Genomic DNA, 17989 nt, shown 5'->3' on the forward strand with positions numbered 1-17989 from the left:
GAGAGTCTGGGTGTTACACGGTCCCCGTGAGGTGCTCGGGCCGCACCGGAGTGCGGTTGAGTTCCAGCCCGGTCGCGTTCCGGATCGCCGCGAGGACGGCCGGGGTGGACGACAGAGTCGGGGCTTCACCGATGCCGCGCAGCCCGTAGGGCGCGTGGTCGTCGGCGAGTTCGAGGACGTCGACCGGGATGGTCGGCGTGTCGAGGATGGTCGGGATCAGGTAGTCCGTGAAGGAGGGGTTCCTGACCTTCGCCGTCTTCGGGTCGACGATGATCTCCTCCATCACGGCCACGCCCAGGCCCTGGGTGGTGCCGCCCTGGATCTGGCCGATGACGGAGAGCGGGTTGAGCGCCTTGCCGACGTCCTGGGCGCAGGCCAGTTCGATGACCTTGACCAGGCCCAGTTCGGTGTCGACCTCGACCACCGCGCGGTGCGCGGCGAAGGAGTACTGGACGTGACCGTTGCCCTGGCCGGTGCGCAGGTCGAAGGGCTCGGTCGGCCGGTGCCGCCACTCCTCCTCCAGCTCCACGACCTCGCCCTCCAGGACGTCGACCAGGTCGCCGAGGACCTCGCCGCCGTCGGTGACCACCTTGCCGCCCTCCAGCAGGAGTTCGGCGGTCGCCCACGCGGGGTGGTAGGAGCCGAACTTGCGGCGCCCGATCTCCAGGACCCGCTCGCGGACCAGTTCGCAGGCGTTCTTCACGGCGCCGCCGGTGACGTAGGTCTGCCGGGAGGCCGAGGTCGAGCCGGCCGAGCCCACCTGTGTGTCGGCGGGGTGGATGGTCACCTGGGCGACGCCGAGTTCGGTGCGGGCGATCTGCGCGTGGACGGTGACCCCGCCCTGGCCGACCTCCGCCATCGCGGTGTGCACGGTGGCGACGGGCTCGCCGCCGATGACCTCCATGCGCACCTTGGCGGTGGAGTAGTCGTCGAAGCCCTCGGAGAAGCCGACGTTCTTGATGCCGACCGCGTAGCCGACCCCGCGGACGACGCCCTCGCCGTGCGTGGTGTTGGACAGTCCGCCGGGCAGCTGCCGTACGTCGGCGCCCTCGCTGGACTCCCACTGGCGCTCGGGCGGCAGCGGCATCGCCTTGATGCGGCGCAGGAGTTCGGCGACCGGGGCCGGGGAGTCGACCGGCTGCCCGGTCGGCATGAGCGTCCCCTGCTCCATCGCGTTCAGCTGGCGGAACTTCACCGGGTCCATGCCCAGCTTCGTCGCCAGCTTGTCCATCTGCGCCTCGTAGGCGAAGCACGCCTGGACCGCGCCGAAGCCGCGCATGGCGCCGCAGGGCGGGTTGTTGGTGTAGAGGGCGATGGCCTCGATGTCGACGTCGTCGACGACGTACGGGCCGACGGAGAGGGAGGAGGCGTTGCCGACGACCGCGGGGGAGGCGGAGGCGTAGGCGCCGCCGTCCAGGACGATCCGGCACTTCATGTGCGTGAGCTTGCCGTCCTTGGTGGCGCCGTGCTCGTAGTAGAGCTTCGCCGGGTGCCGGTGGACGTGCCCGAAGAAGGACTCGAACCGGTTGTAGACGATCTTCACCGGCTTGCCGGTGCGCAGCGCCAGCAGGCAGGCGTGGATCTGCATCGACAGGTCCTCGCGGCCGCCGAACGCGCCGCCGACGCCGGCCAGCGTCATGCGCACCTTGTCCTCGGGCAGGCCGAGGACCGGCGCGATCTGGCGCAGGTCGGAGTGGAGCCACTGGGTGGCGATGTAGAGGTGGACGCCGCCGTCCTCCTCGGGCACGGCCAGGCCGGACTCGGGGCCGAGGAAGGCCTGGTCCTGCATGCCGAAGGTGTACTCACCCTCGACGATCACGTCGGCCCGCTCACGGGCCCGCGCCACGTCGCCGCGGACGATCGGCTGGCGGTGCACGATGTTGGGGTGCGGGACGTGCCCGCTGTGGTGGTCGTCGCGGCCCTCGTGGACGAGGATCGCGTCCGGGGCGGTCGCCGAGGCCTCGTCGGTGATGACGGGCAGTTCCCGGTAGTCCACCTTGATCTTGGCGGCGGCGCGGCGGGCCGTCTCCGGGTGGTCGGCGGCGACGATCGCGACCGGCTCGCCGTGGTGGCGTACCTTGCCGTGCGCGAGGACCGGGGTGTCCTGGATCTCCAGGCCGTAGTTCTTCACCTCGGTGGGCAGGTCGTCGTACGTCATGACGGCGTAGACGCCCGGCATGGCGAGGGCCTCTGAGGTGTCGATCGACACGATCTCGGCGTGCGCGACGGTGGAGCGCAGGATCTGGCCCCACAGCATGTCCTCGTGCCACATGTCGGACGAGTACGCGAACTCGCCGGTGACCTTGAGGGTGCCGTCCGGGCGGAGCGTGGACTCCCCGATGCCGCCCTTGGTCTGCGAGCCCTGCGTGATCTTCGTAGGAGCGCCGTTGGTCGGCATGTCTGTCAGACCCCCTCGGACTGGCGGGCGGCGGCCAGGCGGACCGCGTCCATGATCTTCTCGTAGCCCGTGCAACGGCACAGGTTGCCCGACAGCGCCTCGCGGATGTCCGCGTCGCTCGGGTTCGGGTTGCTCTCCAGCATCTCGTCGGCGGCGACGAGCAGACCGGGGGTGCAGAAGCCGCACTGGACGGCGCCGGCGTCGATGAACGCCTGCTGGATCGGGGAGAGTTCGGCGCCCTCACCGGTCTGCGAGTCGGTGCCCTTGGCCTGCCACTGCTTGGCCTCGTCCAGCGAGGTGCCGCCGCAGGCGCCGGTCGCGCAGCCGCTCTCGGCGCGCTGCTTGGCGAAGTCCGCGAGTCCCTCGACGGTCACCACCTCGCGGCCCTCGACCTGGCCGGCCGCGACCAGGCAGGAGCAGACCGGGACGCCGTCCAGGCGGACGGTGCAGGAGCCGCACTCGCCCTGCTCGCAGGCGTTCTTGGAGCCGGGCAGCCCGAGGCGCTCGCGCAGGACGTACAGCAGGGACTCGCCCTCCCAGACGTCGTCGGCTTCCTGCGGGCGTCCGTTGACGGTGAAGTTGACGCGCATTACGCAGCTCCCTCGGTGGTGCGGCGGGCGCCGCGGTACGACTCCCAGGTCCAGGTCAGCGTCCGGCGGGCCATCACGCCGACCGCGTGGCGGCGGTAGCTCGCGGTGCCCCGGACGTCGTCGATCGGGTTGCAGGCGCCGGAGCACAGCTCCGCGAACTGCTTGGCGACCGAAGGGGTGATGATCTTGCCGTTGTCCCAGAAGCCGCCCTCTTCGAGCGCCGCGTTCAGGAACTCCTCGGCGGCCTTGGCCCGCACCGGGGTGGGGGCGGCCGAGCCGATGCCGGTGCGCACGGTGCGCGTCCCGGGGTGCAGGGCCAGGCCGAACGCGCACACGGCGATGACCATGGCGTTGCGGGTGCCGACCTTCGAGTACTGCTGCGGGCCGTCGGCCTTCTCGATGTGCACGGCGCGGATCAGCTCGTCGGGCTGGAGCGCGTTGCGCTTGACGCCCGTGTAGAACTCGTCGATGGGGATGAGCCGGGTGCCGCGGGCCGCCGACTCCGCCTCGACCTGCGCGCCGGCCGCCAGCAGGGCGGGGTGGGCGTCACCGGCGGGCGAGGCCGTGCCGAGGTTGCCGCCGACGCCGCCGCGGTTGCGGATCTGCGGGGAGGCGACCGTGTGCGACGCGAGCGCCAGGCCCGGCAGCTCGGCACGGAGGTTCTCCATGATCCGGGTGTACGGGACGGAGGCACCCAGCCGTACGGAGTCCTCGCCCACCTCCCACTCGGAGAGGTCGCCGATGCGGTTGAGGTCGAGGAGGTACTCGGGCCGGCGGTGGTCGAAGTTGATCTCGACCATCACATCGGTGCCACCCGCAATCGGCACAGCGGTGGGGTGCTCGGCCTTGGCGGCGAGCGCCTCCTCCCAGCTGGCGGGGCGAAGGAAGTCCATGACCGGCTCTCTTCTTCGTCTCGTGGGTCGTTCAGATTGAGCCAATCCGTGTGCGGCGGGCCCGGCTCGTTCATGTCCTGTTAACGCGGAGTGGACTCAGTACACCGCTCCGTACTCCGGCGGGGTCAGTCACCGAAACCATGAAGGAGTTCGCTGGCCAGGGCGAGCATCTTGTAGATTCGTATGAACGGAGGTCATCGGTAGCCTCTCGGTTTTCCCTGGGCAACGCGGGAAACGGCACCCGGACCCCGGGATACGCCCCCGAGCGTCCGGTTCCGGGTGACCCTCCCGTCACCCTCAAAGATCCATCGTAGGTTTCGAGACAGAGAACGGCGGCGACGAGATGCGGCTGCGCGCACTGCTGGACACCGACGCGCTGGGCCTGCGGCTGCTCGGCGGCGAGGACGAGCTGGACCGGTCGGTCCGCGGGGTCATGACGACCGACCTGCGCGACCCGTCCCGCTACCTCTCCGGCGGTGAGCTGGTCCTCACGGGCCTGGCCTGGCGCCGGGACGCCGACGACTCCGAGCCGTTCGTCCGCATCCTGGTGCAGGCCGGGGTGGCGGCCCTCGCCGCCGGCGAGGCCGAGCTGGGCGATGTGCCGGAGGACCTGGTGCTGGCCTGCGCCCGGCACCGGCTGCCGCTGTTCGCGGTGCACGAGTCGGTGGCGTTCGCGTCGATCACCGAGCACGTCGTACGGCAGGTCTCCGGAGAGCGTGCCGGGGACCTGGCGGCGGTCGTGGACCGGCACCGGCGGATGATGACCTCGGGCCCGGCGGGCGGCGGCCCGGACGTCGTCCTGGACCTGCTCGGCACCGACCTGGACCTGCGCGCCTGGGTGCTCTCCCCCACCGGCCGCCTGATCGCCGGCTCCAAGGAGACGGGCCCGGCGCTGCCCGTCGAGACCTGCGCGCGGCTCGCCGCCGAGCACCTGGCCGCCACCCGCACCGGACGGCGCGGACCGCACCGCTTCCTGCTGGACGGGGTGACGTACTCGCTCTTCCCGGTCCGTTCCTCCGGCCGCTCCCCGCAGGCCGCCCGGGACGTCCGCGAGACGGTCCTGTCGGACTGGCTGCTGGCCGTCGAGGCCGACGCCGGCGACTGGCCCGAGGAGCGCCTGGACCTGCTCCAGGGCGTCACGCAGCTGATCGCCGTGGAGCGGGACCGCCGGGACGCGGCCCGCACGGTCCGGCGCCGGTTGGCCCAGGAGGTGCTGGAACTGGTCCAGACGGGCGCCGCTCCCGCCGAGATCGCGGCCCGGCTGCGGGTGGCCGCGCCGGTGCTGCTGCCCGGGCTCGGCACGGCCCCTCACTGGCAGGTCGTCGTGGCCCGCGTCGAGTGGGAGGGCCAGGAGGCCGAGGGCGGTCCGGTCGCCCAGTCGCTCCTGGAGGAAGTGCTGGTCGACCCGCTGGCGACCGGCCCGGAGCCCTCGGACCGCATCGCCGTGGCCCACACCGGCGACGAGGCCATCGCCCTGGTCCCGCTGCCCGCGGTCTCCGCCGAGCACGACGGCTCCGAGACGGGGCTGCTGGCCGACTCCCTGCTGCAGTCGGTGCGGGAACCGCTGACGGCGGGTCTGAACGACGACGGACGGCTCACCCTCGGCGTGAGCGCGGCCGTGCACTCCGCGGAGGGGCTGCGCGGCGCCCTGGAGGAGGCCCGGCACGCCCGCCGGGTCGCCGCGGCCCGTCCCGGCCGGGTCTGCGCGGCCGGCCACCAGGAACTGGCCTCGCACGTCCTGCTGCTGCCGTTCGTCCCCGACGACGTCCGCCGCGCCTTCACGGCACGCCTCCTGGACCCCCTGAAGGACTACGACCGCCGCCACCGGGCGGAGCTGATCCCGACCCTCGAGGCGTTCCTCGACTGCGACGGCTCCTGGACCCGCTGCGCCACCCGTCTGCACCTGCACGTCAACACGCTGCGCTACCGGGTGGGCCGTATCGAGCAGTTGACGGGACGGGACCTCTCGCGCCTGGAGGACAAGCTGGACTTCTTCCTGGCCCTGCGCATGAGCTGAGGTCAGCGGGGGCGCGAGGGGCCGGATCCGGTCACGCTCGCGCCCCACGACTTTGTGAAATCTTTCACCCGACGTCTTGGCCCCGCCCCGCGACAGATGCTGGAATGCCGCCACCACTCAACAGCTCGATGGCGTGCTCGGGGAGGGCAACGTGGCGCATACCGCCATGTCTGGTAACGGAACGACCGCTGGTGACGATCCTCTCCAGACCGCGGTATGGCGGCTGCGCTCGCGGGCCTGCTGGGCCGACGCGGCGGCGCTGCTGCCACCCGGCACACCGGCGACGGCGCTGCAACGGGCCGCGCTGCTCGTCGAACGGTGCCTGTACACCGAGCGGGGCTGGCAGGAGGCCGAGGACGCGCTGCGCACGGCGGAGGCGCTCGCGCACGGCGACGAGGAGCGCGGCGCTGCGGCCTGCGAGCGGGGCCAACTCGCCTACGCGGCGACGCTGCACGGGGTGCGGGACCGGGCCGACGAGGCGCGGGCCGCGCTCGGCCGGGCGGCGGCGCTGATCGCTCCCGGGGCGGCCGGGCGGGCCCTGCTGGACTTCCGCCGGGGGCTGCTGGCGGAGAACCTGAGCCACTCGCCGCAGGCGGCCCGTGCCGCGTACCGGCGGGCCCACGCGGGTGCCGTCGCGCACGCCGACCCCCTGCTGCTGTCCTTCACCTGGCGCCATCTGGCCGGACTCGCGCTGCGGGACGGGGAGTTGGCCGAGGCGCGGCACGGCTTCGCCGAATCCCTGCGGATCCGGGAGGAGTTGGGCTACCTGGTGGGTACGGCGCCGGCGCTGGCGTCGCTGGCCGACGCGGAGTCCGAACCGGAGGCGTCCCGGCTGCGGGAGGAAGCGCGCCGCCTGTTCCGCCTCCTGGGCGGCGTCCCGACCTGGCTGGCGGCCCAACTGACACCTCCGGCACCGGGGGCGGCGACGGCGTAGCACCGGGCGGGAGAGGTTTCACCGCCGGGCGCGGCCCGGTGCCGGCTGATCGCGCAGTTCCCCGCGCCCCTCGGGACACCGCCCTTGGCGCACGCCGCGACGGCGCCGCCCGACTTGCCGGTGGCGACGGCTGCACCCCCCTCAGGGGCGCGGGGAACTACGCGACAAGCCACGACGGACCCGCGCCCGGCGACGGACCACGCACCCACGGCGCCGGCCCGCGACCGTTCAGCCCGCGCCCGCGAAGTGCTCGTTCACCAGCGCCGCCACCACGTCCAGGTCGCGCACGGTCAGCGCGTCCAGCAGGGCCGTGTGCTCCGCCGCGTCGGCCAGCAGCCCGGCCCGCCCGAGCGGTACCGGCGGCCACTGCGCACGCCGGTGCAGGTCCTCCGCGATCCGCACCAGCTGCCCGTTGCCGGACAGGGCGAGCAGGGCCCGGTGGAAGGCGCGGTCGGACTCCGCGTACGTCGCCGGACAGCCGGAGGCGGCCGCGCGTGCCGTCTCCTCGGCGAGGGGACGCAGCTCGGCCCACCGCTCGGCCGGCACCGTGCGGGCCAGCCGCAGCATCACCGGCACCTCGATGAGCGCCCGCACCTCCGCCAGCTCGGCCAACTCCCGCGCCCCGCGCTCGACCACCCGGAAGCCGCGGTTGGGCACGACCTCGACGGCACCCTCCAGCGCGAGCTGCTGCATGGCCTCCCGGACCGGGGTGGCCGAGACGCCGAAGCGGTCCCCGAGCACGGGCGCCGAGTAGACCTCGCCCGGCTTCAGCTCGCCCGCGACCAGTGCGGTGCGCAGCGCGTCCAGGATCTGCCCGCGCACCGATGACCGCTGGACCACGGGGCGCTGCCCGGGGACCGGCCGCTCGGCGTGGGTGTGCTCGCCCCGGACGCCGGGCAGGGCGGTGTCCCGCTCCCGACAGCCGTCGAGGGCGTCCGCCGCGCGCTGCTGCGCAGGCACCCGGGCCACGCCGCTCCGGGGTATGCCCGCCCCGGCGGGGGCCTGCACGCCCTGCTTCACGGGTCCTCCTGGCGGCTTGTCGGTACTTGGGGTCATTAACGACGGCTTGTCACTTGTCCGTCAAGCACCTTAGGCGCACCGAGGGCCAGTTCAAACTCCCGTACGAGCAGGTAAGGTAAGCCTTACCTGTTCCAGTCCCGCCCGCGATCAAGGATCGGTGGTCCCGCCATGCCCGCTGCGGCCTCGCCGTTCACCGCCGCCTTCGACCGTCTCGCCGCCGCCTTCCCCGGCCTGACCGTGGCGGAGCCGGACCCGGCCGGCCCGGCGCCCCGGGGGGACGGCTGGGTCACCGCTGCCGGGCTGGCGGCGGGCGGGGCGGAGCTGGACGCCTTCCTCGCCTGGGACGAGGACCAGGTGCTGCGGGACTACGGCACCCGGGCCCGCCCGGACGTCGTCGCGAGCTTCGGCCTGCACCGCTACGCCTGGCCGGCCTGCCTGCTGATCACCGTTCCCTGGTTCCTGCGGCGCCGGGTCCCCCGGCTGCCCGTGACGCATGTCTCGTACGACCGCACCGCCGGCCGCATGGCGATACACGGGCCCGTCTCCTTCGCCTGCCTGCCGGACGACCCCGCCGCCGCCCTGCCCGGCGCCGTCGTCGTACCGGACGAGGAGGCGCTGCGGGCCGAGGTGCGGGCGGCCGTGGCCGAGCACCTGGAGCCGGTGCTCGCCGCCTTCGGGCCGCGGATGCGGCGGCGCGGGCGGGCCCTGTGGGGCATGGCGACCGACGAGGTCGTGGAGGGGCTGTGGTACGTGGCCCGCCTGTTCGGACAGAACGAGGAGCGGCGGGCCGTGCGGGAGCTGGAGCTGCTGCTGCCGGGCGCGACCCGGCCGTATGTCGGCTCCGCCGCGTTCCGGGTGCTGACCGGCCCGGACGGCGAGCCGCTGCCGACCCGTGACCGGGCGAGCTGCTGCATGTTCTACACGGTGCGCCCGGAGGACACCTGCGCCACCTGCCCGCGCAGCTGCGACAGCGACCGGATCGCCAAGTTGGCCGTCTCTGACGCGGCTTGAGTGTCCATCAGGTCCGGAGCACGGTCCCGGGTCCATTAGGATCATCGCCGTCGGACCACCCCGCCCCCGGAGGACCCTCCAGGCGGGTGCTTCACCACTTCCTCACCCGTCGCGGGAACTTTCCGCGGAACCATCCGTACGGGTAGTCTTGTTCGAACTCAACTCCCGCCCTTCACACGGCAGTTCGAGCAGATGGCCGCCTTGGGCATCCCCTTGCGCCTTATTGGCGGCCTCTTGCCCCGAAACCCCCTGAGGGACGTCGGGAGTGGGCCACTATGGCGGGCGTTACGCCCTATCCCAATGCAAGGGACCCCTGATGAGACTGACCGACATATCGCTGAACTGGCTGCTTCCGGGCGCCGTGCTGCTCCTGGGCATGCTGGCGGCGGTGGCGGTACTCGCGCGCGGGAAGCGCACCTCCGGGGAGAACGCGAGTGCGGACGACTCGTGGGAGCGCAGCGAGGAGCGGCGCAGGCGCAAGGAGGCCGTCTACGGCACGGCCTCCTACGTACTGCTGTTCTGCTGTGCGGCGGTCGCGGCCGCCCTGTCCTTCCACGGCCTCGTCGGCTTCGGCGAACAGAACCTGGGGCTGACCGACGGATGGCAGTACCTGGTGCCCTTCGGCCTGGACGGCGCGGCGATGTTCTGCTCCGTGCTCGCCGTGCGGGAGGCCAGCCACGGCGACGCGGCCCTCGGCTCCCGGATACTCGTGTGGATGTTCGCCGCGGCGGCGGCCTGGTTCAACTGGGTGCACGCGCCCCGGGGCGTGGGGCACGCCGGTGCGCCGCAGTTCTTCTCCGGCATGTCGCTGTCGGCGGCCGTCCTGTTCGACCGGGCGCTGAAGCAGACCCGCCGGGCCGCGCTGCGTGAGCAGGGCCTGGTGCCGCGTCCGCTGCCGCAGATCCGGATCGTGCGCTGGGTGCGGGCGCCGCGCGAGACCTACGGGGCCTGGTCGCTGATGCTCCTGGAGGGTGTGCGCAGCCTCGACGAAGCGGTCGAGGAGGTGCGCGAGGACAAGCGGCAGAAGGAGGAGACCCGCCAGCGGCGGCGCGACCAGCAGCGCGTGGAGCGCGCCCGGCTGAAGGCCATAAGCCGGGGACACCGCGGCCTGATCGGCCGGGCGAACCGGGAGGTGGAGGTGCAGGCGGTCGAGCGCGGGCCCGCCCAGGCGACCGCGGAGCCTGCCATATCGACGGCGGAGCAGCTGCCCGTGCGCGCCCGGCCCTCCCTGCAGCCGGTCCGCAGCGGTTCTGAACCGGTGACCGTCGACCTCACCGCGGAGGACGACACCATGGCGCTGCCGCGCCTGGACTCCCTGGAGCGCAAGCTGAAGGACCTGGAGCAGCAGTTCGGCTGACGGCCGGCCCCGCGGTACGGACCGCGGTGACAGCAGTACGGGACGGGGGCGTGACCACGCGGGTCACGCCCCCGTCCCGTACTCGTGCCCACGCACGCTGCCGCGCCCGCCGTCCCTCAGGCCGCCTCGGCGCCGAGTTCGAACCACACCGACTTGCCCACCCCGTGCGGCAGTACCCCCCAGCTGTCCGCCAGGGACTGCACCAGCACCAGGCCCCGGCCGTTGGTGTCCTCGTCCCCGTCCGGGCCGCGCAGGTCGGGTCTGCGGCCCACGAAGTCCCGTACCTCCACCCGCAGTCCGTCCGCGTCCACGACCACGATCAGGACGGCGTCGTCGTCGGTGTGGACGAGCGCGTTGGTGACCAGTTCGCTGGTGAGCAGCTCGGCGATCTCGGAGCGGCCCGGCTTTCCCCAGTGCCGCAGCAGTTCGCGCACCTCACGGCGTGCCCGGGGCACTGCCCTGAGATCGGCCCGGCCCAGCCTGCGCCGGAGCCGGTGCGCGTGTTCCGTGATGGTGTCGGCCTGTTCCCCCGCGTCCGCCGAGGAGGCCCCGATGACCACGGGACCGCCCCCTCGCGCCTGCCTCTTCATGACCCCCGCCCGCACGCCGCCGGTCCCTGCCCCTCCTGGTCGAACACGTTCACGGGGGGATGCTTGCCCAGTGGGCTCACAGCCAGTCATCGCGGATGTCCGATGACCGGCGGTTCGGCCACCGCCGGACGCCGCCCCTCCCGGTCCGGGAAACCTCGGACCGGGGTGCCGAGCGCTCCCGGACCACCGCTGGGCGCCACTGACGCCCCGTTACGGCAGCGCAGCTGCGTCCGGCACCCGCCGTCGGCATACCGTCACGGGCGGTGAAACTGGCCGAAATCCGCTCCTCCGGCAGTGGTCCGGAGTCCGAGGTTCCGCTGTCCCGGCCCGCCGACTCGGCCCGCCGGGTCAAGGGCGCGGCACGTTCCGCAGGTTGGAGCGGGCCATCTGGACCATCCGGCCGACCCCGCCGTCGAGCACCATCTTCGACGCGGACAGGGCGAACCCCGTGACCATCTCGGCGCTGATCTTCGGCGGGATCGACAGGGCGTTGGGGTCGGTGACGACGTCCACCAGGGCCGGCCCCTTGTGCTTGAGGGCGTCCTTGAGCGCCCCCGCGAGCTGCTTCGGCTTCTCCACCCGCACCCCGTAGGCACCGCAGGCCCGGGCGACGGCGGCGAAGTCGGGGTTCACGTTGGTGGTGCCGTACGAGGGCAGTCCGGCGACCAGCATCTCCAGCTCCACCATGCTGAGGGAGGAGTTGTTGAACAGGACGACCTTCACGGGCAGGTCGTACTGGACGAGCGTCAGGAAGTCGCCCATCAGCATGGAGAACCCGCCGTCGCCGGACATGGAGATCACCTGCCGGCTCCGGTCGGTGAACTGCGCGCCGATCGCCATGGGCAGGGCGTTGGCCATCGACCCGTGCGAGAACGAACCGATGATCCGGCGGCGGCCGTTGGGCGAGATGTACCGGGCCGCCCAAACGTTGCACATGCCGGTGTCGACGGTGAAGACCGCCTGGTCGTCGGCGATTTCGTCAAGTACGGCTGCCACGTACTCGGGATGGATCGGGACGTGCTTCTCGACCTTCCGCGTGTACGCCTTGACCACGCCCTCCAGCGCGTCGGCGTGCTTCCGCAGCATCCGGTCGAGGAAGCGCCGGTCGGTCTTCTCCCGCACCCTCGGGAGCAGGCAGCGCAGCGTCTCGCGGACGTCGCCCCACACGGCGAGGTCGAGGCGGGAGCGGCGGCCGAGCACCTCGGGCCGCACGTCGACCTGGGCGATCTTGACGTCGTCTGGCAGGAAGGCGTTGTACGGGAAGTCGGTGCCGAGCAGGATCAGCAGATCGCACTCGTGGGTCGCCTCGTACGCGGCGCCGTAGCCGAGCAGTCCGCTCATCCCCACGTCGTACGGGTTGTCGTACTGGATGAACTCCTTGCCGCGCAGCGCGTGCCCCACCGGCGACTTGATCTTCTCCGCGAACCGCATGACCTCGGCGTGCGCGCCGGCCGTGCCGCTGCCGCAGAACAGGGTGACCTTGCGGGCCGCGTCGATCATCTCCACGAGCCGGTCGATCTCGGTGTCACCGGGCCGGACGGTGGGCCGGGAGGTCACGAGGGCGCTCTGCGCGGCCTTCTCCGGGGCGGGTTCGGCGGCGATGTCACCGGGCAGCGAGACCACGCTCACCCCGCTCTGCCCGACCGCGTGCTGGATGGCGGTCTGCAGCAGCCGGGGCATCTGCCGGGGGCTGGAGATCAACTCGCTGTAGTGGCTGCACTCCTGGAAGAGCCGGTCCGGGTGGGTCTCCTGGAAGTAGCCGAGGCCGATCTCGCTGGACGGGATCTGCGAGGCGAGGGCGAGCACCGGGGCCATGGAACGGTGCGCGTCGTACAGGCCGTTGATGAGGTGCAGGTTGCCCGGGCCGCAGGAGCCGGCACAGGCCGCCAGCTTCCCGGTGATCTGGGCCTCGGCGCCGGCCGCGAAGGCCGCGGTCTCCTCGTGGCGCACATGGATCCAGTCGATGGCGGAGTTACGGCGCACGGCGTCCACGACCGGGTTGAGGCTGTCGCCGACGACGCCGTACAGGCGGCGCACCCCGGCGCGGACAAGGATGTCGACGAACTGCTCGGCGACGTTCTGTTTGGCCATGGCTGGCGTCTGCCCCTTCGGTCGTCACGGATCCCTCCGCGGTCCTCAGGTCCATGAATTCACAGGCGCCGCGGTTACGCCTCCCACACGGCCGCCGCCGTACGGTCGTCGGCGTAGCCCTTCACCCGTACCTGCGCGTCGGCGAGGAACGCGGCGAGGCCGGGTGCGGCGCGGCCGGACCAGCGGCGGGCCAGGTAGGCGCAGAGGGCGGCCTCGCCGCGCAGCGGCCCGGCCAGGCCCTCGGTGCACATCACCAGCGCATCACCCGGCCGGGCTACCGAGGCGCGGAAGCGGAACGGTTCGCGGGGCGGCTGCGGTGCCGGCTCGTAGGGGCTGGGCGGGGTCGGGATGCCGAAGTCCAGGGTGAGGCGGTCGCCCTCGGGTGTCTCGGCGGGCGGGGAGCCGAAGCCGACGACGGGGGCGCCGGTGGTCTCGGCCGGCGACACGCGGGGTTCGATGTCCTGCCATTCGCCGTCCCGCAGCCGGAACAGCCCGCCGTGGCCGACGCCGAAGAACACGCGGGTACGGCAGTCCGGGTCGGCGGGCAGCAGCAGACAGCGCAGGGTCGCCGTGTACTCCTCGGGGTCGGCGCCCTGCTCGGCGGCGCTCGCGCGGAGCCGGCCGAGGCTGCGGTCGGTCAGCCGGTGCAGTCCGGACTTGAGGTCGCCGCGCCGGGCCGCCCGGAGGTCCTCGACCAGCCGCTGGTGGCTGCGGCCCACGGCCCGCCCGATCAACCGGCAGGCCTCGGCCGCCGCGAGGTGCGCGCCGGGCGTGGCCCGCGCACCGGTGGCCATCGCGACGAGGATCAGCGCCTGTTCGCCGCTGCCGAACCGGGCGGTGAGCAGCGCGTCCCGGCGGGGCTCGCCCCGGTACCGGGCGGAGTCCCCGCGCAGTGACACCGCCCGCAGGGTGCAGGCCCCGTACCGGGCGCCGTCGAGCACGGTGTCCGGCACGAGTTCGCCGAGCTCGTCCGGTTCCGCGGCGGGCAGCGCGGTGGGCTCGGGGTCGTAGGTGGGGGGCCCGGAGCCCACGTAGTCGACGGGGGCGGGTGCGGCGGAGTCCGGGGGCTGCGCGGGCGTCCGGGGCGCGGCCTTCGGCGGCTCGCCGGGGGGCGCGGGTGGTTCGCCGGGTGGCGCGGAGGCCACGGGCGGCTCGGCGGGGGGTGCGGGCCTCGCGAGGCCGGGTGCGGGCGGCGGCCCGGCCGGTGCCGGGGGTGTCACGGGTGCCGTCTCCGGCGGCTGGGAGGGCGGTGCCGGTACCCGCGGGCCGGCCGGGGCGGTCCTCGGCGGCTCGGCGGGTACCGGGGGCGTCACCGGTGCCGTTTCCGGCGGCTCGGTGGGCGGTGCGGGTGCCGCGGGGGCCGGACGGTCGGCCGACGGTCCGCCGGGGGGAGCGTGCGGGGCGCGCTGCCCCGGTACCGACGGCTCGTGTGGCGCCCGTCTCCTCCCGGCACCGCCGTCGTCGCCGCCCTCGGCACCCGGCTCCGCACCGCTTCCCAACTGCCCTCCCGGACGTCCCGCGACCGTGTTCCGGGCCGAGGCGAACCGGTCGTCCAGGGAATCCGGCGCGGCCGAGGGGCCCGTGTCCTCGATGGAGTCGTCGTACAGCTGTCGCCACCAGTCGTCGTCACGACGGGCGGGCCTTCCCCCCTGCTGGCTCATGCCCCCAATTGTCCACCGCGAGGGCCGGATGAAAACGGGGCATCGGGAAATTCGGCGGCCCCCGGTACCCCTCGAACGGCGTGTCGAGTGAACGGGCGAACAGCCGTACGAGAAAAGGGTGATGGCCGCCGGGCGGCCCCACCCCCCACGGGAGGACCGCCCGGCGACATCCTGGGTGGCCCGGCCCCGGATCCCCTTCGTGTGCGCGCACACGTGCGGGCCCGGGCCACGGTCCGTCACCGGGCCTCGGCGGGCACCGGTCGGATGGCCGGATCGCGGCGTGGATTCCCCGGCGACGCCTGTGGGCCGTGTGTGCGGCCGCGCGCCCCGCGGTCCTGCCACCTTGGCAGAGTCCCCACCGGTACCGCGATGATGTGCTGCGGCGGGTTTGCGCCGTGGCCGGTTTCCGCCACGACGTACCACCTCCACAGCTCGTTCACAGGGCTGGTTCACACAGTTCGTTCACCGGGGAGGGATGTAGGCCGATGCTGGCGGCGATAGGGCTGGACGAGACGCACGAGGCGGCGTACCGGGCGCTGGTGTCCGCGGGCGCGGCCGAGGTGGCCGACCTGGCCCGGCACCTGACGCTGGCCGAGCCGGACACCGAGCGGGCCCTGCGCCGGCTGGAGCTTCAGGGGCTCGCGGCCCGGTCCTCGGCCCGCCCGGGGCGCTGGGTGGCCGCCCCGCCCGGAGTGGCCCTGGGCGCGCTGCTCATCCAGCAGCGGCACGAGCTGGAGAAGGCGGAACTGGCGGCCGCGCTGCTCGCGGAGGAGTACCGGGCGACGGCGGCCGAGCCGGCGGTGCACGACCTGGTGGAGGTGGTGACCGGCGCGCCGGCGGTCGCCCAGCGCTTCCTGCAGTTGCAGCTGGGCGCCGCCGAGGAGGTGTGCGCGCTGGTCACCGGCAAGCCGACGGTCGTCTCCGGCATGGAGAACGACGCGGAGGAACAGGCCGCCGGACGCGGGGTGCGCTACCGGGTGGTGATGGAGCGGGCGGTGCTGGAGCTGCCGCACGGGATGACCGAGCTGGCGGCCGCGCTGGGCCGGGACGAGCAGGTGCGGGTGGTGGACCGGGTTCCGACGAAGCTGGTGATCGCCGACCGGTCGCTCGCGATGGTGCCGCTGACCTCGCGGACGGCGGAACCCGCCGCGCTGGTGGTGCACGCCAGCGGGCTGCTGGAGCTGCTGGCCGGGCTGTTCGAGTCGGTGTGGCGGGACGCGCTGCCCCTGCGTCTCGGCGCGTCCGGGGCGGCCGAGGAGCATCCGGACGGTCCGGACGCCACCGATCTGGAGGTGCTGTCGCTGCTGCTGGCCGGGCTGACCGACGTGAGTGTGGCCAAGCAGCTCGATCTGGGCCTGCGGACCGTGCAGCGCCGGGTGAAGCGGCTGATGGAGCTGGCCGGGGTGACGACCCGGCTCCAGCTGGGCTGGCACGCCTACGAGCGGGGCTGGGTGAGCAGGCCGTCCTGACCGGGTTGACCTGCGGTTTCTTCACCCGTCCGGCACTCTGGGCAGATGGGCGTGTGGGAGCTCGTGCTGGTCGGCGTGGTGATCGCGGTCGGCGTGTGCGGGGTGCTGGTGCCCGGGGTGCCTGGGTCCTGGCTGGTCTGGGCCGGGGTGCTGTGGTGGGCGCTGACGGACCCCCGGCCGGTGGCCTGGGCGGTCCTGGTGGGAGCCACCGCGGTGCTGCTGCTGTCGCTCGTGGTGCGCTGGGCGCTGCCGCCCCGCCGGCTGCGGGAGAGTGGCGCCACGCCCCGGATGGGGGTGTACGCCGGGGCCGGGGCGCTCCTCGGTTTCGTCCTGCTGCCGGTGGTGGGCGCGGTGCCCGGTTTCATGGCCGGGATCTATCTGCACGAGCGGCTGCGGCTGGGCGGCCGCGCCGAGGCCGTGGCCGCCCTGCGCACGACGATGCGCGCGGGTGGTTCCAGCGTGCTGGCGGAGCTCTTCGCGTGTCTGCTGACGGCCGCCGTGTGGCTGGTCACGGTGGTGTGGGCGTGACCGGGCGGGCCGGGCGGTGGGCCGGGGCCGGCGGGCGGTGGCCGGAGTGTGCGGGCCAGTAGTGCACGAGGTGTTTCGCCGGGCCGCCGGAGAGCGCCAGCCGGACGGTGTCGGCGACGGCCGTCATGCCCGCGTCGTTGAAGTGCAGGTGGTCGCCGGGGTCGTAGCCCGGCAGGATGCGGGTGGGGTCGGCCGGGTCGCGTACGGCGGCGTCCGCGTCGGCGACCGCGTCGAAGACGCCGCCGGTGCGGATGAAGGCGTTCACCCGCTGCCGTACGGCCTCGCCGGCGGCGGTGTGGGCGGGGTAGCTGCCGTACGGCGTGAGGGTGACGCCGACCACGAGGATGCCGCGGGCGTGGGCGCGGGCGACGAGGGTGCGGTAGGCGTCGGCGTACGCGGCGGCGTCGAACGCCTCGGGGGTGCCCTTGATGTCGTTGATGCCTTCGAACACGACCAGGGCGCGGACCCCGGCCCGGTCGAGGGCGTCGGGGTCGAGGCGGGCGAGGGCGCCGGGGCCGGTGCCGTCGCGCAGCAGGCGGTTGCCCGCGATGCCGGCGTTGAGCACGCCGAGCCGTTCCGGGCGCAGTTGCTCGGCCAGCCGGTCGGGCCAGCGGTGATTGGCGTTCGGAGTGGAGCCGTTACCGTCGGTGAGGGAGTCGCCGAACGCGACGACGCTGCCCCGGGTGGGCCCTTGGACGTCGACGCCGGTGACGTAGTACCAGGTGCTGATCTTCCTGGTGTAGGCGGCGCCGGACTCGTCGGCGGCCCGGCCCGCGCCCGTTTTGGCGACGTAGCTGGTCTGCAGGGCGGTGCGGTGCTGGGTGGCGGGTCCGCTGTCGCCGGGGGTGTACACGGTGACGAGGAGGTCGGCGCCGGGCGCGACGGTCAGCGGTACCGGGTCGGAGACGATGTCGCGGCCCACCGGGACGGTGACGCCGGTGGCGCCCCGGAAGGTGGCGGTGCGCATGGTGCCGGGTGCCGCGTCCGCGCCGGCCGTCCCACGCCGGGCGACGGTGACGGCGCCGAGGGTGAGCGGCGCGGTGCCGAGCCGGTTGCTCAGCCGGACGCGCACCGCGCTGCCCCCGACGCTGAGGTGGACGACGTTGCGGACCGCGGCGCCGGGCAGCGCGGGCGTGGTGCCCGAGGGCGCGGTCTCCCAACTGCCGGTCCACGGCGGGGTCGCCGGCCCGGCCGCCGCCGGGGCCGCCGTGCCCGGCAGCACCGTCAGCAGCAGGACCGTGAGGACCCGTCGGACCTTGGCCATGTGAGCGCCCGCCCTTCCCCGTCGGCTCGTCGGAGGAGACCGTCCCACACGCCGGGCCCGCGCCACCGGATCACCGGCGCCGGTCCACCCGCTCGGCGCAACCCGGCCGAGGACGGCGGCCCTGGGGCGCACCGCCGATGCGCGGGTCACGGAATCCGCTCATGAC

At 73.7% G+C, this 17989-nt stretch carries 14 protein-coding genes; 6 read left to right on the plus strand and 8 right to left on the minus strand.

Features of this window, described 5'->3' with window-relative positions; genetic code table 11:
- Window positions 1-13: 13 nt before the first annotated feature.
- From BLW57_RS09760 to BLW57_RS09770, 3 genes are read right to left on the minus strand one after another with little or no spacing between them, the layout of a single operon-like run.
- Window positions 14-2398, minus strand: coding sequence for a xanthine dehydrogenase family protein molybdopterin-binding subunit (locus BLW57_RS09760; RefSeq protein ID WP_093473739.1), 2385 nt, complete (start codon window positions 2396-2398; stop codon window positions 14-16).
- 5 nt (window positions 2399-2403) lie between these two features.
- Window positions 2404-2988 (minus strand): (2Fe-2S)-binding protein, encoded by a 585-nt coding sequence (locus BLW57_RS09765; protein WP_093473740.1) that lies wholly within the window; start codon window positions 2986-2988, stop codon window positions 2404-2406.
- Window positions 2988-3881: an FAD binding domain-containing protein gene (locus tag BLW57_RS09770; RefSeq protein WP_093473742.1), complete on the minus strand. Its 894-nt coding sequence runs from the start codon at window positions 3879-3881 to the stop codon at window positions 2988-2990. The genes BLW57_RS09765 and BLW57_RS09770 overlap by 1 nt, the downstream gene beginning before the upstream one ends.
- A gap of 343 nt (window positions 3882-4224) precedes the next feature.
- Here BLW57_RS09770 and BLW57_RS09775 point away from each other — a divergent pair, with 343 nt between their 5' ends.
- Window positions 4225-5898 carry a PucR family transcriptional regulator gene (locus BLW57_RS09775; RefSeq protein ID WP_093473743.1) on the plus strand — a complete coding sequence of 558 codons (1674 nt, stop codon included), beginning with the start codon at window positions 4225-4227 and terminating at the stop codon, window positions 5896-5898.
- Between the two features lie 166 nt (window positions 5899-6064).
- A complete protein-coding gene (locus BLW57_RS09780) occupies window positions 6065-6832 on the plus strand; it encodes a hypothetical protein (protein WP_176985526.1) in 768 nt (255 codons plus the stop codon).
- 228 nt (window positions 6833-7060) lie between these two features.
- Here the strand turns inward: BLW57_RS09780 and BLW57_RS09785 are convergent, their stop codons facing one another.
- Window positions 7061-7852, minus strand: a complete 792-nt coding sequence (locus BLW57_RS09785) for a GntR family transcriptional regulator (RefSeq protein ID WP_256339450.1) — start codon at window positions 7850-7852, stop codon at window positions 7061-7063.
- Window positions 7853-8020: 168 nt separating this feature from the next.
- Here BLW57_RS09785 and BLW57_RS09790 point away from each other — a divergent pair, with 168 nt between their 5' ends.
- Both BLW57_RS09790 and BLW57_RS09795 read left to right on the plus strand, forming a co-directional pair.
- On the plus strand, window positions 8021-8863 hold the full coding sequence (locus BLW57_RS09790) for a (2Fe-2S)-binding protein (protein WP_093473746.1): 843 nt from the start codon (window positions 8021-8023) through the stop codon (window positions 8861-8863).
- A gap of 316 nt (window positions 8864-9179) precedes the next feature.
- Window positions 9180-10220, plus strand: a complete 1041-nt coding sequence (locus tag BLW57_RS09795; protein WP_093473748.1) for a DUF2637 domain-containing protein — start codon at window positions 9180-9182, stop codon at window positions 10218-10220.
- 116 nt (window positions 10221-10336) lie between these two features.
- Here BLW57_RS09795 and BLW57_RS09800 read toward each other — a convergent pair whose 3' ends face one another.
- The 3 genes from BLW57_RS09800 to BLW57_RS09810 all read right to left on the minus strand — a co-directional run bounded on the left by BLW57_RS09800 (window position 10337) and on the right by BLW57_RS09810 (window position 14562).
- Entirely contained in the window at window positions 10337-10780 is a 444-nt protein-coding gene (locus tag BLW57_RS09800) for an ATP-binding protein (protein WP_093473749.1), read from the minus strand.
- 378 nt (window positions 10781-11158) lie between these two features.
- Complete coding sequence (locus BLW57_RS09805; RefSeq protein WP_093473751.1) at window positions 11159-12901, minus strand: pyruvate dehydrogenase; 1743 nt, start codon at window positions 12899-12901, stop codon at window positions 11159-11161.
- Window positions 12902-12975: 74 nt separating this feature from the next.
- Window positions 12976-14562 (minus strand): protein phosphatase 2C domain-containing protein, encoded by a 1587-nt coding sequence (locus tag BLW57_RS09810; RefSeq protein WP_093473752.1) that lies wholly within the window; start codon window positions 14560-14562, stop codon window positions 12976-12978.
- 485 nt (window positions 14563-15047) lie between these two features.
- On the opposite strand from BLW57_RS09810, the gene BLW57_RS09815 reads away from it, so the two are divergent.
- Complete coding sequence (locus tag BLW57_RS09815; RefSeq protein WP_093473754.1) at window positions 15048-16031, plus strand: TrmB family transcriptional regulator; 984 nt, start codon at window positions 15048-15050, stop codon at window positions 16029-16031.
- Between the two features lie 45 nt (window positions 16032-16076).
- The gene (locus BLW57_RS09820) at window positions 16077-16559 is read left to right on the plus strand and encodes a DUF456 domain-containing protein (RefSeq protein WP_093473755.1); all 483 of its coding nucleotides are present in this window, start codon (window positions 16077-16079) and stop codon (window positions 16557-16559) included.
- Here the strand turns inward: BLW57_RS09820 and BLW57_RS09825 are convergent.
- Window positions 16540-17823 (minus strand): GDSL-type esterase/lipase family protein, encoded by a 1284-nt coding sequence (locus BLW57_RS09825; protein ID WP_093473757.1) that lies wholly within the window; start codon window positions 17821-17823, stop codon window positions 16540-16542. The two genes, BLW57_RS09820 and BLW57_RS09825, sit on opposite strands and share 20 nt — an antisense overlap.
- Window positions 17824-17989: the final 166 nt, after the last annotated feature.

Origin of the sequence: Streptomyces sp. 1222.5, from assembly GCF_900105245.1 — a bacterium.
Taxonomy (GTDB): domain Bacteria; phylum Actinomycetota; class Actinomycetes; order Streptomycetales; family Streptomycetaceae; genus Streptomyces; species Streptomyces albidocamelliae.

Bases quoted from the DNA above. Each gene is read 5' to 3' on its own strand.
- BLW57_RS09760 (WP_093473739.1), bottom strand. From the start codon at position 2,398: ATGCCGACCAACGGCGCTCCTACGAAGATCACGCAGGGCTCGCAGACC.
- BLW57_RS09765 (WP_093473740.1), bottom strand. From the start codon at position 2,988: ATGCGCGTCAACTTCACCGTCAACGGACGCCCGCAGGAAGCCGACGAC.
- BLW57_RS09770 (WP_093473742.1), bottom strand. From the start codon at position 3,881: ATGGACTTCCTTCGCCCCGCCAGCTGGGAGGAGGCGCTCGCCGCCAAG.
- BLW57_RS09775 (WP_093473743.1), top strand. From the start codon at position 4,225: ATGCGGCTGCGCGCACTGCTGGACACCGACGCGCTGGGCCTGCGGCTG.
- BLW57_RS09780 (WP_176985526.1), top strand. From the start codon at position 6,065: ATGTCTGGTAACGGAACGACCGCTGGTGACGATCCTCTCCAGACCGCG.
- BLW57_RS09790 (WP_093473746.1), top strand. From the start codon at position 8,021: ATGCCCGCTGCGGCCTCGCCGTTCACCGCCGCCTTCGACCGTCTCGCC.
- BLW57_RS09795 (WP_093473748.1), top strand. From the start codon at position 9,180: ATGAGACTGACCGACATATCGCTGAACTGGCTGCTTCCGGGCGCCGTG.
- BLW57_RS09805 (WP_093473751.1), bottom strand. From the start codon at position 12,901: ATGGCCAAACAGAACGTCGCCGAGCAGTTCGTCGACATCCTTGTCCGC.
- BLW57_RS09810 (WP_093473752.1), bottom strand. From the start codon at position 14,562: ATGAGCCAGCAGGGGGGAAGGCCCGCCCGTCGTGACGACGACTGGTGG.
- BLW57_RS09815 (WP_093473754.1), top strand. From the start codon at position 15,048: ATGCTGGCGGCGATAGGGCTGGACGAGACGCACGAGGCGGCGTACCGG.
- BLW57_RS09820 (WP_093473755.1), top strand. From the start codon at position 16,077: ATGGGCGTGTGGGAGCTCGTGCTGGTCGGCGTGGTGATCGCGGTCGGC.
- BLW57_RS09825 (WP_093473757.1), bottom strand. From the start codon at position 17,823: ATGGCCAAGGTCCGACGGGTCCTCACGGTCCTGCTGCTGACGGTGCTG.